General features: G+C 73.0%; 15 protein-coding genes and 1 tRNA gene. 2 read left to right on the top strand and 14 right to left on the bottom strand.

Annotation, left to right across the window (positions count from 1 at the left end; translation table 11 throughout):
• Positions 1-87 precede the first annotated feature (87 nt).
• The 13 genes from ACZ7G3_RS15330 to ACZ7G3_RS15270 form a co-directional block, all read right to left on the bottom strand.
• Positions 88-161: transfer RNA gene (locus tag ACZ7G3_RS15330), tRNA-Pro, on the bottom strand.
• Positions 162-264: 103 nt separating this feature from the next.
• Complete coding sequence (locus ACZ7G3_RS15325) at positions 265-1596, bottom strand: MFS transporter (protein WP_470925920.1); 1332 nt, start codon at positions 1594-1596, stop codon at positions 265-267.
• 166 nt (positions 1597-1762) lie between these two features.
• Positions 1763-2122, bottom strand: a complete 360-nt coding sequence (locus tag ACZ7G3_RS15320; RefSeq protein ID WP_426598203.1) for an MmcQ/YjbR family DNA-binding protein — start codon at positions 2120-2122, stop codon at positions 1763-1765.
• Positions 2123-2152: 30 nt separating this feature from the next.
• Positions 2153-2686, bottom strand: coding sequence for a GNAT family N-acetyltransferase (locus tag ACZ7G3_RS15315; protein ID WP_470925918.1), 534 nt, complete (start codon positions 2684-2686; stop codon positions 2153-2155).
• Positions 2683-3261, bottom strand: a complete 579-nt coding sequence (locus ACZ7G3_RS15310) for a helix-turn-helix domain-containing protein (RefSeq protein ID WP_470925916.1) — start codon at positions 3259-3261, stop codon at positions 2683-2685. The genes ACZ7G3_RS15315 and ACZ7G3_RS15310 overlap by 4 nt, the downstream gene beginning before the upstream one ends.
• A gap of 46 nt (positions 3262-3307) precedes the next feature.
• Positions 3308-4210: a LysR family transcriptional regulator gene (locus ACZ7G3_RS15305; protein ID WP_426525557.1), complete on the bottom strand. Its 903-nt coding sequence runs from the start codon at positions 4208-4210 to the stop codon at positions 3308-3310.
• Positions 4211-4251: 41 nt separating this feature from the next.
• Positions 4252-5445, bottom strand: a complete 1194-nt coding sequence (locus ACZ7G3_RS15300) for a glycine C-acetyltransferase (RefSeq protein ID WP_470925914.1) — start codon at positions 5443-5445, stop codon at positions 4252-4254.
• Between the two features lie 53 nt (positions 5446-5498).
• Positions 5499-6527 carry an L-threonine 3-dehydrogenase gene (gene tdh, locus ACZ7G3_RS15295; protein ID WP_470925912.1) on the bottom strand — a complete coding sequence of 343 codons (1029 nt, stop codon included), beginning with the start codon at positions 6525-6527 and terminating at the stop codon, positions 5499-5501.
• Between the two features lie 228 nt (positions 6528-6755).
• Entirely contained in the window at positions 6756-7331 is a 576-nt protein-coding gene (locus tag ACZ7G3_RS15290; protein WP_470925910.1) for a GAF domain-containing protein, read from the bottom strand.
• Between the two features lie 82 nt (positions 7332-7413).
• Positions 7414-8055, bottom strand: a complete 642-nt coding sequence (locus ACZ7G3_RS15285; protein ID WP_426558070.1) for a GTP-binding protein — start codon at positions 8053-8055, stop codon at positions 7414-7416.
• Positions 8033-8407, bottom strand: a complete 375-nt coding sequence (locus ACZ7G3_RS15280; RefSeq protein ID WP_019330485.1) for a DUF742 domain-containing protein — start codon at positions 8405-8407, stop codon at positions 8033-8035. The genes ACZ7G3_RS15285 and ACZ7G3_RS15280 overlap by 23 nt, the downstream gene beginning before the upstream one ends.
• Positions 8408-8409: 2 nt before the next feature.
• Positions 8410-8844 carry a roadblock/LC7 domain-containing protein gene (locus ACZ7G3_RS15275; protein ID WP_279560566.1) on the bottom strand — a complete coding sequence of 145 codons (435 nt, stop codon included), beginning with the start codon at positions 8842-8844 and terminating at the stop codon, positions 8410-8412.
• An 86-nt stretch (positions 8845-8930) separates the two neighbouring features.
• The gene (locus ACZ7G3_RS15270; protein ID WP_470925908.1) at positions 8931-10943 is read right to left on the bottom strand and encodes an ATP-binding protein; all 2013 of its coding nucleotides are present in this window, start codon (positions 10941-10943) and stop codon (positions 8931-8933) included.
• Between the two features lie 475 nt (positions 10944-11418).
• On the opposite strand from ACZ7G3_RS15270, the gene ACZ7G3_RS15265 reads away from it, so the two are divergent.
• Complete coding sequence (locus ACZ7G3_RS15265; RefSeq protein WP_470925906.1) at positions 11419-12924, top strand: aldehyde dehydrogenase family protein; 1506 nt, start codon at positions 11419-11421, stop codon at positions 12922-12924.
• A gap of 27 nt (positions 12925-12951) precedes the next feature.
• Here the strand turns inward: ACZ7G3_RS15265 and ACZ7G3_RS15260 are convergent, their stop codons facing one another.
• The gene (locus tag ACZ7G3_RS15260) at positions 12952-13548 is read right to left on the bottom strand and encodes a TetR/AcrR family transcriptional regulator (protein WP_470925904.1); all 597 of its coding nucleotides are present in this window, start codon (positions 13546-13548) and stop codon (positions 12952-12954) included.
• Between the two features lie 73 nt (positions 13549-13621).
• Between ACZ7G3_RS15260 and ACZ7G3_RS15255 the strand changes: the two genes are divergently transcribed.
• Positions 13622-14761, top strand: coding sequence for an acyl-CoA dehydrogenase family protein (locus ACZ7G3_RS15255; RefSeq protein WP_470925902.1), 1140 nt, complete (start codon positions 13622-13624; stop codon positions 14759-14761).
• The last annotated feature ends 71 nt before the right edge of the window (positions 14762-14832 follow it).

Genomic DNA, 14832 nt, shown 5'->3' with positions numbered 1-14832 from the left:
CGGGCCGACCCGGCTTCCGTGACCTACTGATCGAGGGGTGCTTCCGGATCTCTCCGGAAGCACCCCTCGATCTGCGACTCTCTCGAGTCGGGACGACAGGATTTGAACCTGCGACCCCTTGACCCCCAGTCAAGTGCGCTACCAAGCTGCGCCACGTCCCGTTTCCCGTCTGACCTGGGGTTTCCCCGGCCGGACGCGCAGGAAAACCATACCGCACTCGGGCCCGTGGTCGCGCATCGCGTTTCCGGGGGCGCCGTCCGCCGGTCAGCACTTCTCCTTACGGGACCGCAGGGGCAGGGCCGCCGTGCGGCCGGAGTCGGCCGCTGCCGCGTCGACCCGCACCAGGTCGCGTACCGCCGGTATCAGGAGCAGGGCGGCGCAGACGGCGAGGCTCGTCGCGCCGGCCACGAGCAGCACATGGTCGGCGCCGACGGCCGAGGCGGCCGGCCCGGCGAGGGCCTGGCCCACGGGCATCATCGCGAGCGAGCCCGCCACGTCGTAGGCGTGGATGCGGTTGAGGACGTCCGGCGGGACCTGGGTCTGCACGCTGGTCGCCCACATCACGCCCCAGAAGGACATCCCGGCCCCGGCGACGGCGGCGCCCGCCGCCATGGCCGGTACGCCGAGACCGGCTCCGACGCTCGCGGGGAAGGCGGCGAAGCCGACGAGGGCGATCGCCCCGGCGCGCAGCATGCGGCGAGGCCGCAGCCGCAGCGCGAGGAGCCCGCCGACGACGGTGCCGGCGCCCAGGGCGGAGTTGACCAGGCCGTAGTCGCGGGGGCCGTGCTCCCGCACCACCTCGGTGGCCACCAGCGGAACGGTCGGCCCCCAGACGGCGATCATGTAGACGCCCCAGACGGCGATGACGCCCCACAGCCACGGACGGGAGCGGAACTCCCGCCATCCCTCGACCAGGTCGGCGCGGAAGGCCTTCGCCCCACGGCCGGCCGCCGCCCGGCTGCCCGGCGCGAGCGGGGGCAGCCGGAGCAGCAGCAGGCACAGCGCGCTGACCGCGTACGTGGTGGCGTGGGCCGCGAAGACCCCGCCGGGTGAGGCGAAGCCGACCAGGAGGCCGGCCACGGCGGGGCCCGCGAGCTGGGCGGCGGACTCGGCGACGCGTATCGCGCCGTTCGCGCCCTGTATGTCGGAGGCGAGCCGGGGCACGGTGCTGGCGACGCCGGGCTGGAACACGGCGCCCGCGACACCGTTGACGAACCCGATCGCGCAGATCTGCCACAGCACGACGTGTCCGGAGAAGAAGAGCACGGCTGCCAGGGCCTGGGTGCCCAGCCGCACCAGATCGGCGCCGATCATCAGCTTGCGGGTGCTGAACCGGTCGGCGAGGACACCGCCGAAGATCACCAGGCCGGCGAACGCGGCGGCCGTCGCGGCCATGGCGAGACCGACCGCGCCCGCCCCGTACCCGTGCTGGAGCAGACCGGCCGCGAGTGCGACGGGCAGCATGGTGTCGCCCAGCCTGGCGACGGCCCGCGCGGCGAAGAACAACGCGAAGTCCCGCGACCACACTGCTCGTCCCGCCCGCGGCCCGCCCGTCCCCTCACCCGCGTGCGTGGACTGCGACGACGTCCCTGTCATCCCGCGCTCCCCCTCCCCCCGGCCGGCCCGCGGCGACCACCCCCGTACCACCGCCGCGATTCCCTGCTCACGTCGTACGTCGGACAGCCGGAGCCCCCCTCCGGCTCCGGCTGCGACGCAAGCCTTCGGATCATGCCACGGGGCACTGACAACGCCCGAAGGGTTTTCAGCCCCCGGCCGGCAGCCCCAGCCGGGGGTGGGCCTCCAGCAGCCGGGGCGGGGCCGCCTGGCGCCAAGAGTCGGCGAGGATGTCACGCAGCTCCTCCTCGCCGTCGAGGGCCGCGAGGCGGGCCCGCACCCAGGCGAACTGGGCCTCGTGGCCGGCGATCCAGAACTTCTCCGGCTCGGCCAGCACGAGTTCGGCGCGCTCCTCCTTGGGACAGCGCACCGCAATGGACGTCTCGTCCTCGGGCAGCGTGGCGAACATCTTGCCCGCGACCCGGAACGTGGGCATGCTCCAGGCGATCTTCTCCGTCGTGTCCGGCAGGGACAGGGCGATACGGCGTACGTCTTCTGCGTCCGGCATGTCAGGCACCGTAGCCGCCGCCACTGACAATCACCCGGTGGCGGCCGGGGTGCCGAGCTGCTTGAAGTAGAGCGTCGTCGGCCTCAGTTCCCCGCCCGGGTCCGCCGCGTAGTCGGGGATCGTCCCGGCCCGGGTCCACCCGGCGGAGCGGTAGAGGCGTTCGGCGGGGCTGCCGGTCTCGGTGTCCAGGTGGAGCAGGGTGATGCCGGCCGCCACGGCCGCCTCCTCGGCGGCGGTCAGGAGCCCGCGGCCCAGGCCCCGGCCGCGGGCCGTGCGGGAGACCATCAGTTTGACCAGCTCGGCGCGGTGGCGGCTGTTGGGCTTGTCGGGCAGGGCGAGGCTCACGGTCCCGGCCACCCGCTCCCCCTCGCACGCCACCCAGACGGCGAGCCTCCCGGCGGCCACGGCGGCGGCCCGGCCCCGCCACCAGGCGACGGCCTCGGCCCGGTCGAGCGGCGCGAGGAAGCCGACCGAAGCGCCGCCGTCGACGGTTTCGGTGAGCAGGTCCGCCAACTCCTCCAGCAGGCCGGTCAGTCGGTGTTCGTCCACGCGGCTCACCGTCACGGCAGCACCACCGCCAGCACGTAGCGGACGTCGTCGGGGCCGGCGCACCGGAACCTCGTCGGCCCCCACACCCGCGTGCGCAGGCAGTCCCCGGTACCGATGTGGTGCTCGACATCCTGTGCCGTCACCTGCAGGGCCCCTTCCAGGACCCAGATGTGCTGCTCCAGGCCGGGCACGGGCGGCCGGTCGTAGGCGATGTCGGCGCCCGCGGCGAGCCGTCCCTCGACGAGTTCGGCGCGCAGCCCGGCGTGCGGCGGGGACACCGAGCGGCGTACGAAGCCGGCGGACCGGTCCTCCCACAGCGGCTGCTCGGCGGCCCGGACCACCGGCGTGGGTTCCGCCTCGACCTCGCTGAGCAGCCGGGACATGGTGCGTCCGTACACCGCGCAGAGGCGGTTCAGGACGGAGGCGGTGGGGCTGGTCTCCGCGCGTTCGGCCCGGGAGAGCGTGGACCGGCTCACTCCACTGCGCTCCGCCAACTCACTCAGTGACCAGCCTCGTTCGGCGCGCAGCCCGGCCAGCCGGGTGGCGAGCCGGGCGTCCACGGGATCGGGCGCGTCATCGGCGTCTCTCATATCCGGGACGCTATCCCGCGTACGAGACAGCCGTGTTACCGAAGCCTCACGCCCGGGCCGCCTCGTCGAGTGCGTCCAGGACCGGACGGATCAAGGGGTGCTCCTCGGCACCCCGGCGTACCGCCGCGAAGACCCGGCGGGTGGGCGCGACCCCGTCGACGGGACGGACGACCACGCCCGTGAGGTCCGTGCCGTGCAGCGCCGAACGCGGGACGAGCGCCACGCCGACGTCGGCCGCGGCGAGGGACACCACCGCGCGGAAGTCGTCCGAGGAGTGCTCCATGCGGGGCTGGAAGCCTGCGTTCTCGCAGGCCAGGACCACGACGTCGTGGCACGGGTTGCCGGGGTAGGGGCCGATCCACGGGTCCTTGGCCAGCTCCGCCAACGGCACCTCGTCGGCGTCGGCGAGGCGGTGGGCGACCGGAACGACCGCGTCGAAGGGCTCGGCGTACAGGGGGACGTGCGTCAGACGCGGGTCGTCGGCGGGCGGCGCCCCGCGGTACTCGACGGCGACGGCCACGTCGACCTGCCGGTCCAGCACCATCGGCAGGCTGGCGTCGCCCTCGGCGTCCTGGACGCGGATGCGGATGCCGGGCGCCGACTCGGCGAGGCGGGCCAGCGCGGGCGCGACGACCAGGGCGATGCCGGTCGCGAAGGACGCGACCGTGACCGTGCCGGCCTCGCCCGAGCTGTACGCGGCGAGCTCGGCCTCGGCCCGCTCCAGCTGGGCGAGGACGGCGTTGGTGTGGTCGAGCAGGATCTCGCCGGCCGGGGTCAGCCGTACGCCCTTGGCGCCGCGCTCGACCAGGCGGTGCCCGGTCTCCTGCTCCAGGGCGGTCAGCTGCTGGGAGACCGCCGAGGGGGTGAGGTACAGCGCGGCGGCGGCCGCCGTCACGGTGCGGTGGTCCGCCACCGCCCGGAGGATGTGCAGCCGCCGCGCTTCGATCACGGCATCGATTCTCTCATCGATGTGCGCAGGTCACGCACGTGTCAGGCGTCGAGCTCCGCACGTGCCGCCACGAAGGCGTCCACCGCGCGGTTCACGTCCTCGGTGGAGTGGGCGGCGGACAGCTGCACGCGGATGCGGGCCTGGCCCTGCGGCACGACCGGGTAGGAGAAGCCGATCACGTAGACGCCGCGCTCCAGGAGCAGCTCCGCCATGCGGCCCGCCCTCGACGCGTCGCCGATCATCACCGGCGCGATGGCGTGGTCGCCGGGGAGGATATTGAAGCCCTCCTCGGTCATCCGGCGGCGGAACAGGGCGGTGTTCTCGGCGAGCCGCACGCGCAGGTCGCCGGCCGACTCCAACAGGTCGATCACCTTGAGGGAGGCGGCGGCGATCACCGGGGCGAGGGTGTTGGAGAAGAGGTAGGGCCGCGAGCGCTGGCGCAGCAGGGCGACGATCTCGGCGCGGGCGGCGACGTAGCCGCCGGAGGCGCCGCCGAGGGCCTTGCCGAGGGTGCCGGTGATGATGTCGACGCGGTCCATGACGCCGTGCAGTTCGGGGGTGCCGCGTCCGCCGGGGCCGACGAAGCCGACGGCGTGCGAGTCGTCGACCATCACCATGGCGTCGTAGCGGTCGGCGAGGTCGCAGATCTCGGCGAGCGGGGCGACGTAGCCGTCCATGGAGAAGACGCCGTCGGTGACGATCAGCTTGCGGCGGGCGTCGCCGGCGGCCTTGAGCTGGGTCTCCAGGTCGGCCAGGTCGCGGTTGGCGTAGCGGAGGCGCTTGGCCTTGCTGAGGCGGATGCCGTCGATGATGGAGGCGTGGTTGAGGGCGTCGGAGATCACCGCGTCCTCGGAGCCGAGGAGGGTCTCGAAGACGCCGCCGTTGGCGTCGAAGCAGGAGGAGTAGAGGATCGTGTCCTCCTGGCCGAGGAACGCGGAGAGCCGGGCCTCCAGTTCCTTGTGGACCTCCTGGGTGCCGCAGATGAAGCGCACGGAGGCCATGCCGTAGCCCCAGCGGTCCAGCGCCTCGTGGGCGGCGGCGACGACCTCGGGGTGGTCGGCGAGGCCGAGGTAGTTGTTGGCGCAGAAGTTGAGGACCTCGCCGGGGCGGCCGCCGGCGGTGACGTTGACGGTCGCGGACTGCGGGGTGCCGATGACGCGCTCGGGCTTGTGCAGGCCGGCGGCGCGGATCTCGTCGAGGGTGGCGCGCAGGTCGTCGCGCACGGAGTCGAACATCGTGAAGCTCCTAGGAGTACGTACGTCTTGGGCGGTCGTCTTGCGCGGACGTCCTACGCGGTCCAGTCGAGGATGACCTTGCCACCCTTGCCGCTGGCGGCGTCGGCGAAGGCGGCCTCGTGGTCGCGGTGGCTGTAGCGGCCGGTGATGACGGGGGCGAGGTCGAGGCCGCCTTCGAGCAGCACCGACATGGCGTACCAGGTCTCGAACATCTCGCGGCCGTAGATGCCCTTGACGGTGATCATCGAGGTGACGATGCGGGCCCAGTCGACCGGGAACTCCTCGGCGGGCAGGCCGAGCATCGCGATCCGGCCGCCGTGCGTCATGTTGGCGATCATGTCGCGCATGGCCTCGGGGCGGCCGGACATCTCCAGGCCGATGTCGAAGCCCTCGCGCAGGCCGAGTTCGCGCTGTCCGTCGGCGATGGTCGCCTTCGAGACGTCGAGGGCGAGGCTCACACCGACCTTGAGCGCGAGGTCCAGGCGTTCCTCGCTCACGTCGGTGATCACGACGTTGCGCGCCCCGGCGTGCCGGGCCACGGCGGCGGCCATCAGGCCGATCGGTCCGGCGCCCGTGATGAGGACGTCCTCGCCGACCAGCGGGAAGGAGAGGGCGGTGTGCACGGCGTTGCCGAACGGGTCGAAGATCGCGGCGATGTCGAGGTCGACGGGGACGCGGTGCACCCAGACGTTGGCGGCGGGCAGGGCGACGTACTCGGCGAACGCCCCGTCCCGGCCGACGCCGAGACCGACCGTGGCGCGGCACAGGTGGCGCCGTCCGGCCAGGCAGTTGCGGCATTTGCCGCAGACGAGGTGGCCCTCGCCGCTGACCCGGTCACCGGCCTTGATGTCGGTGACGTCCCGCCCGGTGTCGACGACCTCGCCGACGAACTCGTGCCCGACGACGAGCGGGGTGCGGATGGCCTGCTGCGCCCAGCCGTCCCAGGCCCGGATGTGCAGGTCGGTGCCGCAGATGCCGGTGCGCAGCACCTTGATCAGCACGTCACCGGGTCCCATGACGGGCTCGGGGACGTCCGCGAGGCGCAGCCCGGGCTCCGCCTTCTCCTTGACCAGCGCCTTCAACGCTACGGCTCCTGACGGGTGAGGTCCCGGCGCCGGGCATGCCGAGGCAGCCCGCGTCCGGGGAGGGGAGGGAATCGCACGACAATCTGCCGTACGGTGCCGTTCCCGGTCCATCGAGGCTTTCTTAAGCCCGGTCGCAGCTTTCCTTCACGCCCTCGCGCACGTAGCGCCCATACCGCCCTGGTGCCCTTCGCACGCCTCGCGCCCGCTGTGCCGTCGCCCGGCGGTTCACAGCGGGAGTCCGTCCTCCGCACTGCGTTCGATGCGGCGTACCAGGTCGGCCGCGGTCGACTTGATCGTCGCGAGGCCCGCCTTCCCCCAGGCCCGGGGCCGCACGTCGGCCGCGGACAGGGTGCCCAGTACCGTCCCCGTGCTGTCGATGAGCGGGGCGCCGAGGTAGGAGCGGATGCCGAACTCGTCGACGACCGGGTTGCCCGCGAAGCGTGGATAGTCGCACACGTCCTCCAGGACCAGTGCCCTGCGCCGGACCACCACGTGCGGGCAGAAGCCGTGGTCCCGGGGCTGGACGCGGCCGAACTCCGGACTGGTGCCGTCCCCGCGCGTCACCGGCGGGATGTCGGGCACTCTGAGGCCCGCGAAGAACTGCCCGCCCTCGACCAGGAAGTTGACCATCGCGTACGGCGCCTCGGCGAGATGGGCGAGATGGCCCGCGAAGGCGTCGAGGGCCGGGTCCGGACGTTCCGCCAGACCGAGCCGGCGCAGTCGTCGCACCCGGGCGGGGGCCTCCCGGTCCTCGGGGGTGAGCAGCAGACGTCCGACCGGGCGCGGCGGGTCATAGCTCATGGGCGGGCTCCGTCGCTGTGGGCGTGCGTCATGTGCGGCTCCGTGGCGGTATGGGCGGGGATCACCTGGGTATGCCTGGGTATCACCTGCGGGCGCCGTACCCCGTCGTGGGGGCCGGTGTGTGGGCGATGAGGTGGCGTACGAGGGTGAGCAGGGTCTGGATGCCGGAACTGGAGATCCGGGCGTCGCAGCGGACGATCGGGATCTCGGGATGGAGGTCCATGGCGGCGCGCACCTCCTCGGGGTCGTAGCGGTACGAGCCGTCGAACTCGTTGATGGCGACGACGAAGCCGAGTCCGCGCTCCTCGAAGAAGTCGACGGCGGCGAAGGACTCCTCGAGGCGGCGGGTATCGGCGATGATCACCGCACCGAGGGCGCCCTCGCACAGTTCGTCCCACATGAACCAGAACCGTTCCTGGCCGGGTGTCCCGAACAGGTACAGCACGTGTTCCGGGTCGAGGGTGAGGCGGCCGAAGTCCATGGCCACGGTTGTTTCGAGTTTGTTCTCGATTCCGTCGAGGTTGTCGGTCGCGGCGCTGACGGTGGTGAGCAGTTCCTCCGTGCTCAGCGGTGCGATCTCGCTGACCGCGCCGACGAAGGTCGTCTTGCCCACTCCGAACCCGCCCGCCACGAGGATCTTGAGCGCGGTGGGGAAGGGGTCGGTGTCGTGGCCGGATCCTGGGCCGGATCCGTGGTCGTAGTCAGAGCTGTCGTCGTAGTCCATCGAGCACTGCCTCCAGAAGGGCCCGGTCCGTGGGGTCGTGGTGGAACGCGGCGGGGGGTTTCGTGGTCAGCGCGCCGCAGTCCACGAGGTCCGACAGCAGCACCTTGGTGACTGCCACCGGAAGCCTCAGATGAGCGGCGAGCTCGGCGACCGGGAGGGGCGCCCGGCACAGGTCGAGCGCCTGCGCGTGCTCGGGACCGAGGTAGCCGAGGGGAGTCGCTCCGGTGGCCATCACCTGGGACATCAGGTCGAGCGCGACGGTGGGCCGGGTACGGCCGTTGCTCACGGTGAAGGGGCGCACCAGCCGTCCGGCCGCGTCGTCGAGCCAGGGCCCGTCGCCGGCCGCGGCCACCTTCAAGGCCTCATCGCCGGGGGTTCGACTGCGTGCTGCCGGGGCGCGGTGACCAGGTAGGGCCGGACGCTCTTGACCAGCATCGCCATCTCGTAGCCGAGTACGGCCGCGTCGGCCTCGCGGCCGGCCAGCACGGCGAGGCAGGTGCCGGAACCGGCGGTGGTGACGAACAGCAGGGTCGAGTCGAGTTCGACGACGACCTGCCGTACGTCGCCGCCGTCGCCGAAGCGGACACCGGCGCTGCGGCCGAGGGAGTAGAGGCCGGAGGCCAGGGCCGCCATGTGGTCGGCGCTGTCCGCGTCGAGGCCGTGGACGGACTTCACCAGTCCGTCGCAGGACAGGAGCACCGCGCTGGAGGTGTGCGGTACGCGCTGCACGAGGCCGCTCATCAGCCAGTCGAGATCGGATACATGGCCGGTCGGCGCGTCGCTCGCCATGGTGGATCGACTCCTTGGGGTACGAAGGTGTGCGGGAGCGCTGGTCGTGGTGGTGGGGAGGGAACTGGGGGTGGTTGCGGGAGTGGTCATCCGGCCGGGTCTCTGTGGGTCGGCTCCATGTGCGGTGACACCATGTGGGTCGGGCCTGTGTGGGCCGGGCCTGTGTAGGTCGGCGCTGTGTGGGTCGGCGCTGTGTGGGTCGGCGCTGTGTGGGTCGGCGCTGTGTGGGTCGGCGCTGTGTGGCCCCCCTCCCCATGGGTCGGTTCCACATGGGCCGACTCCCCAGGGGCCCGCTCCACAAGGGCCGGCTCCGCACGGCGCGGCTCGATGGAGGTCGACTCCCTGCGTTGCCGCGCCTCCGCAAGGCCGATGCCGCGTTGGAAGGCCGCCATCAGTCCGGGGTCGTGGCCGACGTGCTGCTCGGGCTCCTGGCGGGGTGCGGGACCGCCGCGCAGCTGGGGTGCGATGTGCTCCTGGGCGCGGCGGCGGGGCAGTTGGGGCTTGCCCATGGTGCCGCGCACCACGCCGTGGCGCGGGACGGGCGGGGTGGCGGCGTGCTCGGCGAGGACGCCGCGGTCCTCGGCCCGGACACCGGGTACGGCGGCGGCCGGGGTGGGCCGTTCCTGGTGGGTTTCACGGACGGGCAGCGGCACGGGTTCGCCGCTGTCCACCTCCCGGAGCACGGCCGGCGCGGGCGCCGCTGGGACGACTGGGGCGGGGACGGGAGCGGCGGGAGCGGGATCGGGGGCCGCCGCCGCTGGAACCGGCGCGACGGGAACCGGCGGTACCAAGGTGACCGCGGGGCTCGGCTGCCGCGGGAGCGGCGGTACGGGCTCAGGCTCGGCCCCCGTGACCTCCGCCGGCCGGGTCACGCCCCCGGGGAGGGCGTCCGGCTCCGTACCCAGCAGGGCCTGCGGAACGACCAGTACGGCCTGGACACCGCCGTAGATGTTGCTCTGCAGGCGGACGGTGATGCCGTGCCGCTTGGCGAGCTGCGAGACGACGTACAGCCCGATGCGGCCGTCCGCGAGCAGGCGGGCGACGTTGACCTGGTCGGGGTCGGCGAGCAGGGTGTTCATCCGGCTCTGCTCGCCCACGGGCATGCCGAGTCCGCGGTCCTCGACCTCGACGGCGAGGCCCGAGGTGACGAGGCTGGCGCGCATCAGCACCTGGGTCTGCGGGGCGGAGAACAGGGTGGCGTTCTCGACGAGTTCGGCCAGCAGGTGGATGACGTCGGCGACGGCGTGGCCGCGCAGGGTGCCGTCGATCGGGGGGACCAGCCGGACCCGCGAGTACTGCTCGACCTCGGCGATGGCCGAGCGGAGCACCTCGGTCATGTCGACGGGGTTGCTCCACTGGCGGCGTGAGACGGCGCCGCCGAGCACGGCGAGGTTCTCGGCGTGGCGGCGGATGCGGGTGGCGAGGTGGTCGACGTGGAAGAGGCCCTTGAGGAGGTCGGGGTCCTCGATCTCGTTCTCCAGCTCGTCCAGGATGGAGATCTCCCGGTGCACCAGCGACTGCAGGCGCCGGGCGAGGTTGACGAAGACCTCCAGTTTCTGTTCACTGCCCGCCTGGCTGGAGAGCTGGGCGGCCCGGACGACGGCGGTGACGGCGCCGTCGTGGGCGCGGGACAGGTCGGCGGCGAGCAGTTCGAAGTCGTCGGCGTCGTCCGGCGGTCCGCTGCGCGGCCTGCGCCGGGGCGGGGTCTCGCCGCGGCGCAGAGCCTCGACCACGGCCCGCAGTTCGCCCTCTCCACGCGCGGTGCTGCGGCGCAGTGCGCCGACGCGCTGGTACACGGACCGCGCGGCGCGGTCGGCCGCGACGGCGGCGATGACCACGGCGGCGAGGGTCACCGAGACCGCGCCGGCGAGCACGACCCACAGCACGGGGCCGGGCCGCGCGCCGGTGGACCGCACGGTGAACAGGACGACCGCGCTGGCGCTGAGGGCGACCGCGACGGGCGGCAGCACGGCGAGACGCAGGAGTTGGGGCCGTATGTGGGTCTCGGGCAGCGCGGGTGCTGTCCGTGAGGCCGGCCGGCCGTGCCGCCCGCCCTCACGGCGGTCTGCTCGCGCGGCCGGGGCGCGGAGGTGAGACATCGGGGTCCTCGTACTGGTCCGTTGGTCCGTCGGGCCCGGATCGGACCCTGGTGCTCGCGCGTGGTGGCGGAGTGCCACGCGGCCACGTGACGCCACGCGGGCACGCGTCATCGCGGTGTCGGCCGAACGGACCGAGGGTGGTGAACCGGCCCTACGCCGCCCGACGGACACTGACAGTAGTCGCCTGCGCATCCTGCGCGATGGGCAGTTGGCAAAGTCCCCCGGACAACGTCCTGCTCTGGTATGAGCCCTCGTACGACAGCCCGATAAGTCGGCGAAGCTTCCGCTCCCGAAACGCTGCAGAGCGGTCCGACTCGATCAGGTTCGGTCGCCGTGAGTGACGGGCGGCGACGTACGTCCGGGCGGACGCGCGGGAGCGGCCACGGCGCGCGGCACCCCTCCCTCGCGACCGGAGTATTGACGCCCCCATGAAACAAGTTAATAGTTTTTGTATCTTCGACTCGCAGGGAGCCCGATGACCGACACCGCCCCGGACGCCGCCCCCCGCACCGCGACGTTCACCACCCGCTCCCCGGCGACCGGCGAGCCGCTCGCCGAGTATCCGGTGGACGGTCCCGAGCAGATCGCCCGTGCCGTGACCCGGGCCCGGAAGGCGCAGGCGGAGTGGACCGCGCTGCCCGCGGCCCGGCGCCGTGACCATCTGCTGCGCTGGAAGCGGGCCCTCGCCTCCGACCTGGCCACCGTCGCCCGGACCATCGCCGAGGAGACCGGCAAGCCGGCCGGCGACGCCGCGCTGGAGGTCGTCCTCACTCTGGAGCACCTGGGCTGGGCCGCGCGCAACGCCGACCGCGTGCTGCGCCGACGGCGGGTGCGCACCGGACTGTTCACCGCCCACCAGCGGGCCTCGCTGGTGCACCGGCCGCTGGGCGTGGTGGGCGTGATCGGCCCGTGGAACTACCCCTGCTACACCCCGATGGGCTCCGTCGGGTACGCCCTGGCGGCCGGGAACGCCGTGGTCCTCAAGCCGTCCGAGCTGACCCCGGGCACCGGCGTGCTGCTCGCCGAACTGTTCGACGCGGCCGTGCCCGCGCACGCCGGGCTGCTCACCACCGTCACGGGCGCCGCGGCCGCCGGAGAGGCGCTGGCCCGCTCCGGGGTCGACAGGCTGGCGTTCACCGGCTCGCCCGGGACGGCGCGCAAGGTGATGGCGGTGTGCGCCGAGACGCTGACGCCGTTCCTCGCCGAGTGCGGCGGGAAGGACGCCGTGATCGTCACCGCGGACGCGGATCTGGACGCAGCCGCCGACGCGATCGTGTGGGGCGCGCTGAGCAACGCCGGACAGACCTGTGCGGGCGTGGAACGCGTCTACGCCGTGCGCGAGATCCATGCGGCTCTGTGCGAACGGGTGGTGAAGCGCGCCGGTGCGCTGCGCCCGGGCGCCGGCGGCGACGCGGCCTACGGTCCGATGACCCTGCCGGGCCAGATCGGGACCGTGGAGCGGCACGTGACCACGGCGGTGTCGTCGGGAGCGCGACTCCTGCTGGGCGGACCGGAGTCCGTCCGGGCGCCGTACGTCGCGCCCGTCGTCCTGGCCGATGTGCCCCAGGACGCGGCGGCCATGACGGAGGAGACGTTCGGACCGGTCGTCGCGCTCAACGCGGTGGCCGACGTGGACGAGGCGGTGGCCCGCGCCGACGACTCCCGGTACGCCCTGGGAGCCGCCGTGTTCTGCGGGAACCGGCGTGCCGGAGCCGCGATCGCGGCACGGCTGCGCGCGGGAGCGGTGTCGGTGAACTCGGTGCTGGGCTTCGCGGCCGTACCGGCGCTGCCGTTCGGCGGTTCGCAGGATTCCGGCTTCGGGCGGATACACGGCGCGGAGGGGCTGCGGGCCTTCACCGCCGTGCAGTCGACGACCGTGCAGCGGTTCGCCCCGCCGGTCGCGCTGACCTCCTTCGACGTACCGGCCGCCGCACGGGAGCGCGCGGTGCGGCTGGCCCGGGCTCTGCACCTGCGGCGCTGACCCGCCGGACCGCGCCCTGACGGCCGGTCAGGCGTTCAGGAGGGGGGCCAGATAGCGACGGGCGAAGGCCCGGGCCTGGTCCTCGTCCTCCATCTCGATGCAGCTGGCGGGGTTGAGCAGGAAGGAGACGGCCACGCGCACCATGAGCTCGGCGACCGGCCGCGGGTCCGCGTCGGGGCGGCCCTCGGCCTGCTGCGCACGGCGCAGATGTCCCGTCAGGTACTCGACGGTGGCGGAGAGCGAGGAGCCGCCGTGCACGGTCAGGTAGGGCAGTACCACCTCGGGTTCCAGGCGCAGCAGGCCGCCGAAGAGCGGATGTGCGCGGGTGTGGCGCAAGGCGACGACGAATCCCTCGACGACCCGTTCCTCCATGGTCGGCAGCGCGGCCACCGCCGAGTCCAGCCGCTGGAAGAACCGGCTGTTCTCGCGCAGCAGGGTCTGCTCGACCAGCCTGTCCTTGTTCTGGAAGCGCCGGTAGACGGTGACCCGGGAGACACCGGCCCGTTTGGCGACGTCGTCGACGGAGGAACGGCGCAGGCCGAAGGCGGTGAACTGCTCCAGCGCGGCGTCGAGGATGCGCCGTGCGGTCGGGTCCTCCGTCTCGGTCTTCCAGACCGTGCTCACGAAACCGACACCCCCGTCCCGGGAAACAAGTAACAACTCTCAACACTTTGTAACACGAACTCTGGAGGGCCTGATGGGCAGTCGTCTCACCGCAGAGCAGTCCGCGTTCGCCGCGGCCGTCAGAGATTTCGCCAAGCGCGAGTGCGGTACCCGGGAGCAGCGGGACGCGCTGACCGCGGGCGGTCGCGAGGCGCACCATCCGGGGCTGTACGGCAGGCTCGCCGGCCTGGGCTGGCTCGGGGTGTGCCTGCCGGAGGAGTACGGCGGCTCCGGCGGGGGGCTGGCCGACGCCTGCCTGTTCCTGGAGGAGACCTCCTACGGGATGGTCCCGGCCGGCGGTTTCGTCACCACCGTCATCGCCGCGAAGGCGTACGAACGGTTCGGCACCGAGCGGCAGCGGCACGAGGTGCTGTCCGGCGCCGTGCGCGGCGACGTCCTGTCGATCGCCATGTCGGAGCCGGGCGCCGGTTCGGACGTCGGCGCGCTGCGCTGCCGGGCCCGGCAGGCGTCGGACGGCACCTGGGAGATCGACGGGCAGAAGACCTGGATCTCCAACGCACACTTGGCGAAGAGCATTCTGCTGGTGGCCCGCACCGGCGAGGACAAGCACGGCGGTCTGACGATGTTCCATCTGCCCGCCGACGCCCCGGGCGTGGAGGTGCGGGGCATCGAGACCATGGGCGGCCGGGAGGTCAACGACGTGTTCCTCACCGGCGTCCGGCTGCCCGCCGACGCGGTGGTGGGCCGGGTGGACGACGGCTGGCGGCAGTTGATGGCCGGGCTGAACCACGAGCGGCTCTTCCTGGCCGCGAACATGCTGGGCCTGGCGCGCCGCGTCTTCGACGACGCCCTCGCCTACGTCCGTGAACGCGAGCAGTTCGGGCGGCCCGTCGGATCCTTCCAGGCGCTGCGGCACCGGGTGGCCGACCTCGCCACCGAGATCGAGTGCACCCGGCTGCTGGTGCGCGAAGTAGCCCTGGACTGCGACGCGCAGCCGGACAGGCTGTTCCCGCGGGAGGCGTCCATGGCCAAGCTGAAGGCCACCGAGACCGCCAAGCGGGCCGCCCTGGAGGGCATGCAGATGATGGGCGGCTACGGCTACACCACCGAGTTCGACATGGAGCGCCACCTGCGGGCCGCGGTCGTCTCGACGGTCTACGGCGGGACCAGCGAGATCCAGCGGGACGTGATCGGCAAGACCTACGGCCTCTGAACCGGCCCCCGTGCGGGCTGCCGCCCGCCCCCGGCCGGGGGCGGGCGGCAGCCGGTCGCGCCGAGAGACCG

The sequence above is a fragment of the Streptomyces sp. NPDC037271 genome, from assembly GCF_055603605.1.
The sequence above is the reverse complement of the archived record's forward strand: the minus strand, read 5'-3'. Positions and strand labels throughout refer to the sequence as shown.

Coding starts and splice junctions, on each gene's coding strand:
- ACZ7G3_RS15325 (WP_470925920.1), bottom strand. CDS start 1,596: ATGACAGGGACGTCGTCGCAGTCCACGCACGCGGGTGAGGGGACGGGC.
- ACZ7G3_RS15320 (WP_426598203.1), bottom strand. CDS start 2,122: ATGCCGGACGCAGAAGACGTACGCCGTATCGCCCTGTCCCTGCCGGAC.
- ACZ7G3_RS15310 (WP_470925916.1), bottom strand. CDS start 3,261: ATGAGAGACGCCGATGACGCGCCCGATCCCGTGGACGCCCGGCTCGCC.
- ACZ7G3_RS15300 (WP_470925914.1), bottom strand. CDS start 5,445: ATGTTCGACTCCGTGCGCGACGACCTGCGCGCCACCCTCGACGAGATC.
- ACZ7G3_RS15290 (WP_470925910.1), bottom strand. CDS start 7,331: ATGAGCTATGACCCGCCGCGCCCGGTCGGACGTCTGCTGCTCACCCCC.
- ACZ7G3_RS15285 (WP_426558070.1), bottom strand. CDS start 8,055: ATGGACTACGACGACAGCTCTGACTACGACCACGGATCCGGCCCAGGA.
- ACZ7G3_RS15275 (WP_279560566.1), bottom strand. CDS start 8,844: ATGGCGAGCGACGCGCCGACCGGCCATGTATCCGATCTCGACTGGCTG.
- ACZ7G3_RS15270 (WP_470925908.1), bottom strand. CDS start 10,943: ATGTCTCACCTCCGCGCCCCGGCCGCGCGAGCAGACCGCCGTGAGGGC.
- ACZ7G3_RS15265 (WP_470925906.1), top strand. CDS start 11,419: ATGACCGACACCGCCCCGGACGCCGCCCCCCGCACCGCGACGTTCACC.
- ACZ7G3_RS15255 (WP_470925902.1), top strand. CDS start 13,622: ATGGGCAGTCGTCTCACCGCAGAGCAGTCCGCGTTCGCCGCGGCCGTC.